Origin of the sequence: Weizmannia sp. WK01 (assembly GCF_025905465.1) — a bacterium.
Lineage (GTDB): Bacteria > Bacillota > Bacilli > Bacillales > Bacillaceae_C > Weizmannia > Weizmannia faecalis.
In genome coordinates, this window is the sequence record NZ_CP109616.1 from 287,133 (window position 1) to 301,002 (window position 13,870).

Annotated in this window: 13 protein-coding genes and 1 pseudogene; 6 read left to right on the forward strand and 8 right to left on the reverse strand. The window is 42.2% G+C overall.

The features are described 5' to 3' along the window. Positions 1-4 precede the first annotated feature (4 nt). Positions 5-243: pseudogene (locus OF158_RS01530) on the forward strand (hypothetical protein); the annotation flags it as partial. 127 nt (positions 244-370) lie between these two features. Here the strand turns inward: OF158_RS01530 and OF158_RS01535 are convergent. Beyond that, positions 371-1,102, reverse strand: a complete 732-nt coding sequence (locus tag OF158_RS01535; protein ID WP_014096447.1) for an NAD-dependent protein deacylase — start codon at positions 1,100-1,102, stop codon at positions 371-373. A 351-nt stretch (positions 1,103-1,453) separates the two neighbouring features. Between OF158_RS01535 and OF158_RS01540 the strand changes: the two genes are divergently transcribed. Further along, positions 1,454-3,187: a methyl-accepting chemotaxis protein gene (locus OF158_RS01540; protein WP_014096446.1), complete on the forward strand. Its 1,734-nt coding sequence runs from the start codon at positions 1,454-1,456 to the stop codon at positions 3,185-3,187. A 78-nt stretch (positions 3,188-3,265) separates the two neighbouring features. On the opposite strand, the gene OF158_RS01545 is transcribed toward OF158_RS01540, so the two are convergent. The 3 genes from OF158_RS01545 to OF158_RS01555 are packed head-to-tail and all read right to left on the reverse strand — an operon-like array spanning position 3,266 to position 4,992. After that, positions 3,266-4,123 carry a DUF4097 family beta strand repeat-containing protein gene (locus tag OF158_RS01545; protein ID WP_014096445.1) on the reverse strand — a complete coding sequence of 286 codons (858 nt, stop codon included), beginning with the start codon at positions 4,121-4,123 and terminating at the stop codon, positions 3,266-3,268. Next, positions 4,116-4,676: an HAAS signaling domain-containing protein gene (locus tag OF158_RS01550; protein WP_014096444.1), complete on the reverse strand. Its 561-nt coding sequence runs from the start codon at positions 4,674-4,676 to the stop codon at positions 4,116-4,118. The genes OF158_RS01545 and OF158_RS01550 overlap by 8 nt, the downstream gene beginning before the upstream one ends. After that, a complete protein-coding gene (locus tag OF158_RS01555; protein WP_014096443.1) occupies positions 4,669-4,992 on the reverse strand; it encodes a PadR family transcriptional regulator in 324 nt (107 codons plus the stop codon). Before OF158_RS01555 ends, OF158_RS01550 begins: the two co-directional genes overlap by 8 nt. 340 nt (positions 4,993-5,332) lie before the next feature. Here OF158_RS01555 and OF158_RS01560 point away from each other — a divergent pair, with 340 nt between their 5' ends. Further along, on the forward strand, positions 5,333-7,087 hold the full coding sequence (locus OF158_RS01560) for a methyl-accepting chemotaxis protein (RefSeq protein ID WP_014096442.1): 1,755 nt from the start codon (positions 5,333-5,335) through the stop codon (positions 7,085-7,087). A 173-nt stretch (positions 7,088-7,260) separates the two neighbouring features. Here the strand turns inward: OF158_RS01560 and OF158_RS01565 are convergent, their stop codons facing one another. Beyond that, positions 7,261-8,667: an MFS transporter gene (locus OF158_RS01565; protein ID WP_035182780.1), complete on the reverse strand. Its 1,407-nt coding sequence runs from the start codon at positions 8,665-8,667 to the stop codon at positions 7,261-7,263. A 66-nt stretch (positions 8,668-8,733) separates the two neighbouring features. After that, positions 8,734-9,303 (reverse strand): cysteine hydrolase family protein, encoded by a 570-nt coding sequence (locus OF158_RS01570; protein WP_014096440.1) that lies wholly within the window; start codon positions 9,301-9,303, stop codon positions 8,734-8,736. Between the two features lie 102 nt (positions 9,304-9,405). Here OF158_RS01570 and OF158_RS01575 point away from each other — a divergent pair, with 102 nt between their 5' ends. Further along, the gene (locus OF158_RS01575) at positions 9,406-10,017 is read left to right on the forward strand and encodes a TetR/AcrR family transcriptional regulator (protein ID WP_225620934.1); all 612 of its coding nucleotides are present in this window, start codon (positions 9,406-9,408) and stop codon (positions 10,015-10,017) included. Between the two features lie 148 nt (positions 10,018-10,165). Here the strand turns inward: OF158_RS01575 and OF158_RS01580 are convergent, their stop codons facing one another. Together OF158_RS01580 and OF158_RS01585 are read right to left on the reverse strand one after the other, a co-directional pair. Then, positions 10,166-10,624 carry a hypothetical protein gene (locus OF158_RS01580; protein WP_026104499.1) on the reverse strand — a complete coding sequence of 153 codons (459 nt, stop codon included), beginning with the start codon at positions 10,622-10,624 and terminating at the stop codon, positions 10,166-10,168. A 5-nt stretch (positions 10,625-10,629) separates the two neighbouring features. Further along, positions 10,630-11,418, reverse strand: a complete 789-nt coding sequence (locus tag OF158_RS01585; RefSeq protein WP_026104498.1) for a hypothetical protein — start codon at positions 11,416-11,418, stop codon at positions 10,630-10,632. A gap of 586 nt (positions 11,419-12,004) precedes the next feature. Between OF158_RS01585 and OF158_RS01590 the strand changes: the two genes are divergently transcribed. Both OF158_RS01590 and OF158_RS01595 read left to right on the forward strand, forming a co-directional pair. After that, a complete protein-coding gene (locus tag OF158_RS01590) occupies positions 12,005-13,189 on the forward strand; it encodes an MFS transporter (protein ID WP_017550286.1) in 1,185 nt (394 codons plus the stop codon). After that, positions 13,189-13,869, forward strand: coding sequence for an ATP-grasp domain-containing protein (locus tag OF158_RS01595; protein ID WP_225620935.1), 681 nt, complete (start codon positions 13,189-13,191; stop codon positions 13,867-13,869). Before OF158_RS01590 ends, OF158_RS01595 begins: the two co-directional genes overlap by 1 nt. Position 13,870 lies beyond the last annotated feature (1 nt).

Consider the following 13,870-nt stretch of genomic DNA (forward strand, 5'->3'; position numbering starts at 1 on the left):
AAAAATGATCAAACTTTTTTTAAAAAATTTATTTGAGATCTTTAAAAAAGAATACTGTACGCCAGCGTATCGCTCTTATACGATCAATCGTTTCCAAAGGGAATTTATCTATGCGGCTGGCGTACGAATGTCATCTTGAACATTTGTGAAATATACGCTCATAAAAAGGCATTCCGGCAAATATTTCAAAGTATACGGCTGATTGACTGGGTGTCGAAGCTGAAACGGAATACTGGAAATTGAAACGCCTGCAAATGTGGGGAGGGGGGAGTATGGCCATAACAACCCGAAAACAGGCAATTATAATTCCACTTTTAGCAATACCTTCAAACATATAATTCTAATTACTAAATATTTACCTATCGAATTTTCACACTTTTTTAATTGGGGATGATATCTTTTTATCCAGTTCTATAAGTAATTGACCGATCTTTTTATCATGAATCACTTGATCGGCATACCGATCAAATTGGGTCGGTTCCATGTTCACAATCACTAATTTTGCACCGTTCTCTTTGGCGATTAAAGGAAATTGGTTGGCAGGTGTAACGGATAAAGAGGAACCTAAGACGATAAAAAGGTCTGCTTTCTCTGCTTCCTCCAGAGCAAATTGAAAAGCTTCTTGTGGCAGCGCTTCACCAAATAATACGATATTTGGTCGTAGCACCCCGCCGCATTCACAGTAGAAATCGTTATTGACATAGTTTTCACTACTATATTCTCTTCCACACGTTTGGCAATGGACTTTTTGAAGGGTCCCATGCAATTCAGCGACCCGCTTACTGCCCGCTTCCTGATGAAAGCCGTCCACGTTTTGAGTAATAATTGAGCGAATGAACCCTTGCTGTTCCCATTTGGCTAAAATATAATGACCTTGATGCGGTCCAAATTCTTTTACACCTAATACGCGTTCCCGATAAAACGCGATAAATGCTTCGACATTTTCATTCAGGGCTTTCGTACTGGCAATTTGACTTGGATCTTTCTTTTTCCACAGTCCGTTATGTCTTGAACGAAAATCCGGTAGTCCGCTTTCGGTTGACATCCCTGCTCCGGTAAAGACGACCGTATGACGGGATGACTTTAACCAATCTTCTAACATGAAATCCGCTCTCCTTATTTATGTTAGATAAGTTTCCCTACAAATCATTGTACGCTACCTGCCAGAAAACTTCAAAAAGCGAATATAAACCTCCTACATTTTCATTTCAAAGTGTACATTTAGATGTCAGAGTGCCCTCCCATTTTTTTGCTCATCTACCCCTTCGAGTAATATACAGAGTTTCTACTTTTTTAGTGAACCTTGCGTCATATTTTTGGCATACAATAGGACTTTAAGTTCATTTCTATTCGCCAAATATAGACAGAATATTGAATGGAAACGCTTGACTTGTGACTTTTTTCCTGTGAAAATAGTAATAATGTGGAAATCAATGGAAAGAGGGAGAGTGTTATGGGGATCTTTTTAAAAAAGTTAAAATCATGGGACCAGTACATGCATTATTGCGATGATACGGATATAACGGAAATTGGAGGAAGGGCACGGGAAAAATTAAATTACCTCGGTGTGGATCAGGAAACATTACAAAATGTTCGGGAAGCGGCAGCGATTATAGAGCCTTATAAGGAAAAGATGGTTCAAATTTTTTATGAAAGGCTTACTTCAGTTGAACAATTTCATAAACTCATTATGCGATATTCCACCCTCGACAGGCTGTATGAAACTTTAAAAACATATGTGGAGCAGTTTTTTCAAGCAGAAGTGGATCAAACCTATGTGCTTACAAGAATTAAAATTGGCAAAGTCCATAGCAGGATTAATTTAACGGCTGATAATTTTATTGCAGCCCACCATTTTTTGATTCAATCGATGGGATCTATACTCATGAAGCATTTACATCATACGCCCGACAAAATGACAAAGGTTGTCCTTGCTGTTCAGAAGTTAGCTGCGTTTGACCAACAATTAATTGTGGAAGTTTATATGGAAGAAACGTTCAGAACTTTTTTGTTTGGTATGTCAGATATGCTGAATGAGACAACGAAAATTAATGAAACCAAACAATTAATTGAATCGATGAACAGGCAAATAGAAGAGACGGATAATGTTTCGGCGGCAACGGAAGAAATGAGCGCATCCATTCAGGAAGTGGCCCAATATGCAACCAAAGTTGCGGAAGGGACCGACCAGGCAGTCCAGTCTGTGTTCACAAGCAAAAGAGTAGTAGATCATGCGCTTGGAGATATTCAAATGGTCGGGCAAGTATATGAAAACGTGTTTGAAAAAGTAGAGCTGCTGGATAAAGAAATTCATAATACGAAAGATGTTATAAATGTGATCAGGGGGATAGCTGACCAAATCAATCTTCTTGCTTTAAATGCCAGCATTGAAGCTGCAAGGGCTGGAGAAAACGGGCTTGGCTTTGCCGTTGTTGCCTCAGAAATCCGGGAGCTGTCAGAACATACGAAAGTTCAAATTTCCAGTATTACATCGAACATGGAAGCGCTGCAAAAAGTGGCCAATGAGGTCATCCAAGAAATACAGCAAACAGGCAAAATTGTAAAGGAAAGTGTCGGCCATGCCGAACTTGCCGGTACAGAAATTATGGAAATTGTAAAAATGATGGAAAACATCAATGAATCGATTACACAAATTGCCTCAATGAGTGAAGAACAGTCCGCAACCATTAACGAAATTGCAAATTTAAATAGTACGATAAGAAATCACAGTCAGCAGTCCCAGGAGATTGCACGAAAAACAGCAAAATTAGTATTTGATTTAAGCAAAAAAATGGATCACTTTAGGAAAAACTTTTTTACGATTAACATTAAGTTTAGCTCAAAAGATATTGTAAGAATCACGAAAACGGATCACCTGCTTTGGAAGTGGAAAGTATATAACATGCTGATGGGACTGGGAAATATTGATGAAAACGAGTTGACTTCTCACGAAACTTGCCGGTTAGGCCAATGGTATTACGGAAATTTGCCTGAAAATATCAGGAAAATAGATGCTTTTAAACAATTGGAAAAGCCTCATAAAGAAGTCCATCATTATGCAAGACAGGCAGTGGAAAGTTTTAAAAGGGGAGAGATGAAAACTGGAGAAGGTGCGCTAAAACAGTTGGAAGAAGCCTCCAACCAGGTCTTAGAATTGCTGTCAAATATTGAAGCACAACTCCGGTAGCTTGTGCCCGGATTTAATAAATGCGAAAACACTATAGAAAGAGCGGGACATCACGAACGTCCCGCCGTTTTTAGAAATTCACTTTGTTTTTTCCACAGTGACACTTCCATCTGCAGTGAAAAGCTGGATCATAGATTTTCCCCTGCCGAACGTCATATTTCTGTTAGAGCTGCCAAAAACGTTAACTTTTCCATCTACTGTACTTGCACTGATTGTAGCATTATCCGGTTTTTTCTCCGTTTGTATTTTGATATTGCCGTCAATTGCTCGCAGTTCTACCGGATGATTCAAGTGACGAGTGATAAAAAGGATACTTCCGTCAGTGGTTTTACCCGAAACCCGGCTATCCAAATGCTTTAAAACTATTTTTCCGTCATCCGATTTTACTTTGACTAGGGAGGCTTTCACATTTTCAAGGGTGCTTGATCCGTCACTTGCCTCTGTCGTAATCGTATCCGCGTTGATACGGTTCAGTTCAATTTTTCCATCCCTTACATGGATGCGCATCTCTCTTGCCCGAAAATCCCCCGCCCGGACGCGCCCGTCGTTACTATTAATTTGCAATGATTCATACCATTTTTTCGGCACATACACTTTTAAAGACGAGGATGAAGGGAAGAAGTTGACGAAATTTCGTTGTTTATATTTTACATTGATGGAGAGCACAGCGTTCTTAACATCCGTAGACAAGTGATATGCAGAACCTTTTTCGGCCCTGCCTGATACTGTGATTTTTGCTGCCGAACCAGTCGCTGGTAAAATCTCAATTGCGGTATTATCGGTTGCGATCTGAATTCGGCTGAACTTTTCGTGGATGACTTTTTCTTCCAACTTGGCTTCTTGCCGGAAGACGGGCCTGAATGTAAGGAGGCTTCCAACAATCCCTACAAGTAACAGTACCAACGCCACAAGTGACATTTTCTTTATTTTATCCATTTTTCAGCCCCCCTTTGATCAGATTTACATTCCATCTTAAATAGCGGATAAAGCCTTGCATTAATGTACGGGTCGCAAAATACATCCCGATGACGACAAAAAATCCGATCCCGCAAGTGGCAATGGAAACAAATAAGTAAAAAAGCGTGAATGTTTCCGGATACAGGAGGATGTTTATGAGAAACAGGAAAGGAGAAGCCAAAAACACAATTCCTGTAATCCAGCCGGAAAAAATAATGCCGGCCAACGCAATAAATGGCCCCAGTACAATGGCCAAGTTGAAAAATCCCAATCCAATCGTGGCCCATACTGCGCGCAAAATATTTCCGAACGTTGCCTTTGTCTCCACTCTTTCCAGATGGTAGGCCGCAACCATGTCTTTTGCAATCTGGTGCGGGGAACCAAGGGAAGTTGAAATTTGTTCTTCTGTTTTTCCCTCCTGCAAGCCAATGGTGAAATGTTCTTCAAAATCCTGCAAAATATCCTGGCGTTCATTGGCAGGAAGGCTTTTCAACGAAGATTCCAATTTGGATAAAAATTGTTTTTTATTCATGAGTCACACCTTCTTTTATCAGTTGATTCACCCCATCAGAGAATGCCTTCCATTCCAGGAGCAGTTCGTGGAGAAAAGTCCTCCCACTGTCTGTTAGTTTGTAATATTTGCGCGGTGGCCCCTCCGTAGATTCCTTTAAATACGTTGTAGAGTAACCTTCTTTTGTTAACCGCCTCAGCAGGGGGTAGATAGAGCCTTCGGAAATGTCAATCTGCTCCGAAATTTTTTGGACAAGTTCATATCCGTAGCGGTCCTGTTTATCTAATAAAACGAGCACACAGAGGTCCAAAACCCCCTTTTTAAACTGGACATTCAAACTTTCTTCACATCCTTCCCGTTGCACACCGGCCAGTACTGTTTAATATTCAGTACTGCCTTTAACGAGAGAATAACACACAGTATTAATTATTGCAAGGTACCGGAATCATTTTTTTCAAAAATCCGGAAAAAATTTTGGCAGTTGGTGCCGGGGAAGAAAGCGGCAGTGTAAAAACCCATTTTTGGAAAACATCCACTAGGACGAGGTTGGAACGATGGTCAGAAAATTATAAAAGTAAAGGATTTCAAACTTTATCCGATAAAACAGGGTAGAAAACCGAATATTCTTGACCAAACGCGAGGTCTAAGAATGATTCTGAAAAAAGAGGGATAGCAAAATGAAGATTGCCAAATTGAAAGACTTTCACTCCATCCGGCAAAAGCTTATGGCCATTTCCATTGTTCTTTTGGTGGTGCCAATGCTTATTTTAGGTTTCTTAAGCTATAACCGCAGTGCCGCCAGTTTAAATGAACTGGGAAAAACCAATCTAAAAAATAATGTCAATGAAACAATCCGGTTGATAGCTGTACTGGATGAGGAAGTGAAAAGCGGGAAAATTTCTTTAAGTGACGCACAAGAAAAAGTAAAAATTGCCATTCTCGGTGAAAAGAAAAAGGATGGCACACGTCCGGTTAATAAAAGCATTGATTTGGGAAAAAACGGATACATGTTTATTTTGGATGATACAGGAACTGAAGTGGCGCATCCTTTTATAGAAGGAAAAAATATTTCAAATGAAAAAGATGCTGACGGGAATCATTATGCCAATAAAGTCCTTGGAGCCGGGAAAACAGGCGGATTTACCTATTTCTCATACAGTTACCCGAATGATCAACACAAAGTCGGCAAAAAAGTGGTGTATGCAAAAAAGGATCCTTACTGGGGATGGACGGTTTGTGCAGGCGCCTATATGTCAGATTTTAACCAGCCGGCCGAACAAATCCTTCACTCACTTTTAATCGTTATGGGCATCACACTTCTCGTCGGGCTGTTCATCATATGGCTGTTCACGAGAAGTATTGCAGCCCCGCTTGGAATGGTAATGGATCATATCAGAAAAATTTCGGGCCATGATTTAACGGCCGGGCACATCAAGGTCAAGACGAAAGATGAGATCCGCAAGCTGTCGGACGGCATTAACCATATGCAGGATGAACTGAAGGGCCTGATCCATGAGATTGCAGATTCTTCAGGGCTGTTGTCAAATTCCAGCGAGGAGCTTGCGCAAGCGGCAAATGAAGTAAAAACAGGGTCGCAGCAAATCACCGCAACGATGGAAGAACTGGCATCCGGAGCTGAAGAACAGGCAGATCAATCCGGAAAGCTGTCTGAAAATATGAAGCAGTTCACATCCAATGTGCAGGAGGCGAATGCACAGGCGGATGAGGTTCATCAATCTACAAATGAAATTATGACATTGGCGCATAAAGGGAATGAACTAATGGACCGCTCTTCGGGCCAAATGGAAAAAATTGATCAGGTCATCCAATCAGTTACCGGGAAGCTGCAGTCTTTGAATGAGCATTCGGAAAAGATTTCCAAACTGGTGACGGTCATTAAGGAGATTTCCGATCAAACAAATTTACTTGCTTTAAACGCAGCAATTGAAGCAGCGCGGGCAGGAGAAAGCGGAAGAGGATTTGCCGTTGTCGCAGAAGAAGTCCGGAAGCTGGCTGAACAAGTTGCAAGTTCCATTAGTGAAATTAGCGGGATTGTTGCAGGAACCCAAAAAGATGTGAAAGAAGTAACGGATTCTTTGCATGAAAGCTATGAGGAAGTACAGCAAGGCACAGAAACCGTTCGCGTAACAAAGGAAACCTTTACGCAGATCAATGAGCGGATTTCAGACATGGTTGCCCATATTCGAAAAGTGGCTGCCAATTTGTCAGGAATTTCCGGCACAACCGAAAAAATGAATGGTTCTATACAAGAAATCGCAGCGATTACTGAACAATCAGCAGCAGGTGTTGAGGAAACGTCAGCAGCAACCGAGCAAATTGGAAGTTCTATGGAGGAAGTGGCTGAAAGCGCGCATAAACTGGTGGAAATTGCGGAGCATCTCCATTCCCTTGTTTCAAAATTTAAGTTATAAGTGAACTGGTTTTTAAATAGCAAGCGGCATAGGCATTTAAGCGAAGGAAAGCAGACAACATCCGGCCAAAAGTTCACGCGGAAGGATTCTACATATCCCGCTGCACATGGCCAGAAAGAAACGGCATTTGCCCGGTTTAATCAAACGTTTGATTAAACCGGGCATTTTTAACTTTACCTTTTCACTCCGGCTTTATCGTTTACGATGCTTAACGAATGATCCAGCACGGTAATCAGGATGAGGAGCAAGGTGACGCCGCCGCAAAATAAGCCGATATGATGAATTCCCGGCGTATTTGCCCCGGATTTTAAAAACAGCCCGTTTGCCGCCGAAGCAAGAATGGCACCCAAGTACATAAATGTTCGGAGCAAACCGGCTGAAGCCCCGATTTGTTGTGGATTCGCCTGATAATAGACGGCATTCTGGTTGCCCAGATTCAAAAGACCCTGTGGAATCCCCAGCAGAAGGACAATAAAGGCGATCAAAACAACACTCGTTGTATGATGAGTAAAAAGCAGCAATGAGACGGCGATAAACTGAACAATACTGCCAGCTATTAATTTTAAACGGATGGCGGGGCTTTTCCCTGTCACCCGGGTTACGGCAATGGCGGTTAAAGACATCGGCAACATCAGCAGCCCGCCGCTAGATGCGGATAAACCCCTTCCGTCTTCCAGCCATTGTGGAAACCCATAAATGAAGGAATAAGCAACCAGACCTGAAAGCAACCCTCTTGCATAAGTGAGAACCAGAGGGATATTCCCGCTGAATACCCGAATATCGATAAAAGGATTTTTTATTTTTAACTCGGCCGCAGCAAAAATGGCCCCTGCAATCCCTGCTACTATCAAAAAAGCAATCTTCGACAAGCTTGGATGCATGAGAAACAGCAAAAGGGAAGTTAATGTGATGCCAAATAAGGCAATGCCCGTAAAATCAATGGCAAGAAGCTTTTTCCCTTCCACCGCTTCTGGCGGGGCTTTAGGAAATCGGAAGTATCCCAATAAAATGCAAGCAAGCGATAATGGAATATTGACGATAAAAATGCTTTTCCAACCCCCGGCACCGATGAGTACACCGCCTAGGGCAGGCCCGATCACGGCAATCGTTTGGCTTGCAATTCCGAGTGTCGCCAGGATGCTTCCCGGGCTTGCTTCGCCTGTTCGTTCAGCTTCACTGCGAATCAGGTACATAGATGCGGGATACCCGGCGCACGTACCCAATCCGAGCAAAATTCTTGCTGCAACAAGCCACCAAAAATCCAGGGCAAAAATGGCAATGAAACTTGAAATTCCGACCAATGAAGTCGCTGTTAAAAAAAGGGAACGGGGTCCGAACAGATCGATCAGCTTCCCAACTACCGGCTGCCCAATGGCAGTAGCAAGATATAAAGCGGCAACAAGCCATGCGGTTTCTGAAGGCGGAACATGAAATGCCTGTCCGATTGGAATTAGCGCCACTGACATAATAGAAGAGTTGATGGGGTTGAGAATGGAACCCAAAATCATTGGCAATATCAGTTTTTGATTAAAGTGATTTTCAATTGCAGCTTCGTTTTTCTTTTTACCAGTGTGGAACAAGTTTCATTCCTTCCTTCGACTTGGTTGGCAGGGCCTGTTCTGCTGATTTCAAAACAGGCCCTTTTTTTAATCCAAAGTGCCGGCCCAGGTACTGACCGTCATTACTTTTGCCTGGACAGGGAATAATTTTTCCATCAGCATGTGGTGAATGTCGGGATTGCCATCATGGCAGGCATCCCGGAGTACGATTAAGGAATAATCTTTATCAGCGGCCTCCCGCAATGTCGATAAAACGACACCGCTTGTGGTAATGCCGCTAAGAATGAGTGTGTCAATTTCCTGGGCTTTCAAGATCATTTCGAGATTGCTGCCGGAAAAGGCGCTTATCCGGTATTTTGTAACAACCGGTTCATTTTCTAAAGGTTGAACGGATGGGTGGATCTGTGTCGCTTCATCGAAAATGGTCATGTCGCCGTATTCAGCAACTCGGGCATAAGTTGGATGGCCTTGGTTAATTTCAGGGTAACCTTTACTAAATCCAAGACGGACGAAAATAACCGGGATATGATGTGCACGGGCGCTTTCGATTGCTTTTTGATTCGGGCGCAGCATTGTTTCATTTCCGGCAAAACGGGATACCATGCCGTTTTGCATATCCAAGACCAACAATGCAGCTTTACTGGATTGATTTTGCATGAATTGTCAACTCCTGTTCATTTGGTTAATATTAAGAAGTGGAGAGCTCTCCAGTTCATATTAAACGGAGATGTCTCCGCTTGTCAACGATTTTTTCCGGGAGTGATAAAGTTGAAGGATGAAAAACCAGGCTCCGCACGGGCGGAACGGCGTGATGCAGCTGAGAATCGCCAACGTATATTGGCTACCGCAATCCGGCTGTTTGAGCAGTTCGGGGTTGAACAAGTCAGCATGAATCAAATTGCCACAGAAGCCGGGATTGGGCCGGGAACGCTGTACCGCCGTTATCGAAATAAAGGAGAATTATGTCTGGATTTGATAAAAGGCAATGTGGTTTCGTGTTTCAAAGACATTCAAACGTATTTGGAACACAATCGGAAAGAGCCGCCGGAACAGCGATTAAAAGGCGCTCTCCGTATATTTCTCCGTTTCAGGGAAAGCAAAATGCAATTGCTTAAAGGTGTGGAGGACGCCGGTACAACAAATCGAAAAAAGGCAGGAACACGCAGCCCTTTATATGATGAATTGCACCGGTTGCTGGTAGAACTGTATCATGAGATGAATAATGAAAAAGAAGCCGTTCGAAACAATGTCTTCAAAGCGGACATGCTGCTCGAGGCATTAAAAAGTGATGCCTACTTGTATCAACGGGAAGTGCGCGGATATTCCCCCGAGGAAATATTGGACCTGCTCTATATCACATTTGTTTCATGACGGATAAATTTATGGTCACTCGCCATGCATGTACACTTGTTGAGAGAATGGCAAGGGGAAGGGAAAACACTGCGGAATGTTTTTCACGATGTAAAGAGAGGCCATCCCCTTGGCAATGAGTATGGCCTGTTTGTACTTACAAAACCCATTATTTTAATTTTGCTACCCCTAATGCAAAATGGCTCCAAAGTATATTTTCAACCGATTCTGCTTGTGACAAATCACATTCAACAATTAAAATGATTTCAGCGTGTTTCCCTTTTAAAACACGCTTCTTTTTCTTTATGAACAGCTCCATTACAAGCCGGATGGCAAAACCCACAATAAACCCGGCAAATGCACTAATCAGCCCCCAGTAAATGGGCCCCCAGGCGAGTTTAAAGCCGATGCTTGCGCCGATTACAGAAAATGCAGTGGCGATCCCCATGCCGATATCAATTAGGCTTGTACCGTCCGAGCGGTGGAGCGTATCAAAAATTTTCCGTTCTTCTTTTCGGTTATCCAGCGGGACCGCAAATATATTTTCTTTCGGAATCCCTTTCTTTTCCAGTGTTGAAATGGCCATTTCCAAAAATCCGTTACTTTCGAATGTAGAAAAAAGCTGCAAACCAATCACTTCACTTTTTGTCCTTTTCGTATCCGGAAACCGTCCGGCTGGTAATGCCGGGTTAAATATTGTCGTAATTCTTTATCGAAAAGTTTGTTGTTTTCGACTGTATTCATATACGAATCATAAGCGGCAAACCCAAAGTGTGAAGGGATGAAAAGAAGCCATTCCGGGTTTATAACCGAAGTTGCTTCTTTTATTTTGCCCCAAAATAAAAGTATAACCGCTTCCTGGAAATGGGACTGGTAATAAAACACCACCAGCCATACAATGACAAAAATTGCTGTTAAAACTCTGTGTATATAGAGCTGCCCCAATCCTGGGACAAATAATGACCACATAACGGAAAGTAGGGGGTTGCGCTTATCCAGGTAGTTAATCTCCAATGCGCCCAATGAAAAAGAATTAAAACGGTGTTCCTCCCGCTCTGCTAACAGATAAATTTTATTCATATCCACGGTTGTGCGATAACTGTCCCAAATGCCAAAAAGGTAAACAGGAATATACATGAGAAGCCATCTTGTGTCCAGTACGGCTTTTGCCATGTCAATATTTCCTTGAAACGAGTAAATCATGGAAAGGTTCACATTTGCTTTCAAATTAACGACAACTTCCCAGATAAATAAAGCATATCCCCTGATATATTTGGATAACAGCAAATGCCCGAATCCGGGAAACGCGGCGGACCACCATGCAATGATATAAGGATTTCTTAAATGCAATTGCGTAGTCCCTAAAATACTAACATGTGCTTTATATCGCCTGGCTGTATTATCGTTACGATAATTGTCCATCTTATCCACCTTTAAAAAGCCCATTTAAGTTAGCTTGCCGAATACGGAGGACATTTATACGCGCGGTATTCTGACCGGGGTAATGGGATGAAACGGATTTGATTCTTAACATAACGGCATCCCCATAATGAAATGGTTGCTGTTCTTTACTGGTAAAAAGGGAAACCCCAAAAGCGGCCGCGCTTCATTGACAGTAATTTAACGGTTTTTGTACGTTTTATGGTTGACGTGTTGTTTCACGCTTTATATAATTGATTGTGTAATTGTACAATTGCGCAATCATGAAAATAAAGGAGATGACATGTTATGACTATGCCCTTAGAAAACCGGCGGAAATGGATGAGGCGCATTGAAACAGAAGCCCTCTTATTGCCGGAAAAAAAGCGTATGTCCTCCAGTGCAAATGATAGTGGGATTTCCTTATACAATTTAATCGAATTGGGTAAGAAAAAAGGGCTCCTATTATTTCCCCGGTTACCCGACATTGTACGGATTGTTGTTCACCGAAACATATCGGAGGAGCAAGTTGAACAAGCAGCCCGCATCATAAAAGATGTTTATGCAAGTTTTAAGAGGAGCGCCTTATATGTTTAGAAAAGTGAACGAAGGATGGATGTCCTTTTTAGTAAGATTTTTCAATTCCCTGGGGTTCTATATCTTTACCCCGCTTTTGGCACTATGGCTAACCGAAACCAAGTCCTTGGATTTGTCCAAAGCCAGTATCATTGTTGCCAGTCTGACTTTGTTTTCAAAAGCCGGGGGTGCATTCGTTGGCGGGTTGATCGACCGGCTGGGGGTGCGTTTAAGCCTCATCCTTGGATTATGGTCCAGCGGTGGTATACTGATGCTTATTCCCATCGTTCCATATTTTCCGTTATTCATTGCCCTGTCCGCATTGCTCGGTACTACCATCTCTTTATACAATGTCGCCTTGAAAACGCAAATATCGTTTATGAATGAGCATAAGCGCCTGCGCGCATTTGCGTTATTAAATATAGCCGTAAACCTCGGAGCTTCGATTGGGCCTTTGGCAGGCGGCTGGATCTTGGATTTAAAATCATTGTGGCTAATGTTTTTAGCCGCTGGCAGTTACTTTATAGCGGGAGGAGTGGCCTGTCTACTTCCTGAACCACCCATGGAAAAAGAAGAGAATCGTTTAAATCTATTTAAATACCTGTATTTAGAGAGATATCATTTGCTGAAAAGTCCGTTTTTCCGTTTTTTATTCGGATCAGGCTTACTCTGGTTCTTTTATATTCAAATGTTTTCCACTCTGCCTGTATATGTATCGGGTGAAATCAGCGGCAAGACAACGGGGCTTGTCTTCACACTGAATGCTGTAACGGTTATTGCCTTCCAAGGAATCTTTCCTTCCGTTCAGCCAAAGCTGAAAAAGGAACAATGGTATGCGTTGTCTTTTTTGTTGTTTGGTAGCTCCTTCTTTCTTCTTTGGATTGACCGAACAGTGTTTTCTATCTTTTTATCTATGTTCTTGTTCAGCCTGAGTGAAATCATTTGGACACCATTGATAGATACAGAGGTTTTACAAAAACATGGGAATTTGAGCTCTTCATGGGCCTTTGGCATTGCCGGCGTTGTATGGGGGCTATGGGAGTCCTTTGGAAGTTATGCAGGGTTAAGTTTGTTGAAATTCTTTCCGGGGAGATTATACTTGCTGTTGACTGTCATGACTGTGATAATCGGTTTAAGTTTGATTTTGCGATCACTGTCCATGAGAAAAGGTGAAAAAATATTCAGAGGTGAAAGATAATGGACCACTTTCTTTTCATTGAAACCAATACAACGGGTACCGGGACAAAAGCGATGAAAATAGCGAAATTAAAAGGATACCAGATTCATTTTTGGACAAATGATCCTGATCAATATAAACAGGTGGCAGCTAATCACCCTCTCCAATTGGCAGATTATGTGAAAATTGTCGATACCTATGATGTTGATGCGATGATAAATCTGGTTCAAACAGCATCCTACCACTTTGCAGGCATTCTCGCATTCGATGACTACCATTTAATCCCTGTTAGCCGAATGGCTCATTTTCTTGGGCTTCCCGGCCATCCATTAGAAGCTTTAACCATTGCACGCTATAAAGAAAAAACCCGGCACTTTTTACAAAAAAATGATATCGGTTTCCGGCAACCTGCTTTTCATACCATTGAGAATCCTTCTGAATTAAGCAAAGATATCCCCTATCCATGTGTCCTTAAACCAGTTGATGACAGTGGCAGCTGCGGGGTGACCATTTGCCAAAATCAAGGGGAACTCATGCAGGCTCTCTCAAAAGAAATGAAGCGGTTGAGGAATAAAAGAGGTTACAAATTAAAAAGAAAATGGTTGGTTGAAGAATTTATCAATGGTGAAGAATATTCCGCTGAAATGTTGTACACTGCAAATGGTTGGGAACTTATTTCCACTACCAGGAAAAAACGATAGG